The organism is Microbacterium sp. ZW T2_14, assembly GCF_044987405.1.
GTDB lineage: Bacteria > Actinomycetota > Actinomycetes > Actinomycetales > Microbacteriaceae > Microbacterium.
The window spans coordinates 1-775 of sequence record NZ_JBJDRK010000133.1 but is presented as its reverse complement, the minus strand read 5'-3'; the positions used below and the strand labels follow the sequence as shown (position 1 = coordinate 775).

1 protein-coding gene is annotated in these 775 nt (G+C 74.8%); it reads right to left on the bottom strand.

Features of this window, described 5'->3' with window-relative positions:
* Positions 1–775, bottom strand: a 775-nt coding sequence (locus ACI3KY_RS20300; RefSeq protein ID WP_404931921.1) for a radical SAM protein, incomplete at both ends; no start/stop codon positions are given.

The window sequence follows — 775 nt, the reverse complement described above, 5'->3', positions numbered from 1 at the left end:
GCACCCCGCCGGCCGGGCCGGGGAGGGGGATCGGCACGAACTCGGTGAAGCCGCCCGCCATGGTCGCCGCGCCGGCGCCGGTCGAGGCGCTCTGGATCTCCCGCAGCAGCCGCAGGTGCGCGACGCGCTCGTCGGCGGTCTCGACGTGCCCGTAGAAGAGCACGCTCGTCGACCGGAAGCCGGCGCGGTGCGCGGCGGTGATGCCTTCGATCCAACGGTCGATCTCGAGGTCGCCGGGCGCGACGAGGCTGCGGACGCGCTCGCTCAGCACCTTGACGCCCGTGCCCGGGACGGTGTCGACGCCCGCGTCGCGCAGCGCAGCCAGGGCGGCATCGAGTCCGAGGCCCGTGCGCTCAGCAAGATCGCGCACATCCTGAGGGCGGTAGGCATGGAGATGGATGCCGGGGGCCGCGGCCTTCACCGCGCGCGCGATGTCGAGATAGCCCGACGGATCCTGCTCCGGCGGCAGGAGTCCCTGCACGCAGAGCTCGGTGGCGCCGAGGTCCCACGCGTCGGCGGCGATCGCGCCGACATCGTCGAGCGTGAACGTCGACGGGTCGTCGGTCGGCGCGGCGCGGAGCCCCGAGGAGGTGAGGTTGCGGTTCACGACGAGCGTGACGGCCTCGCCCACGGTGTAGCGGCGCACGTCGTCGGCCGTGGCCGCGAGCGCGTCGAGGTCGCCGCCCGTCGCCTTCAGGAGCGCGACCCACTCGCCGTCGTCGAGCGAGAGCGGATCGGCCGCCGCGGCCTCCGCCAGCCCCTTCACCCCGCGCCC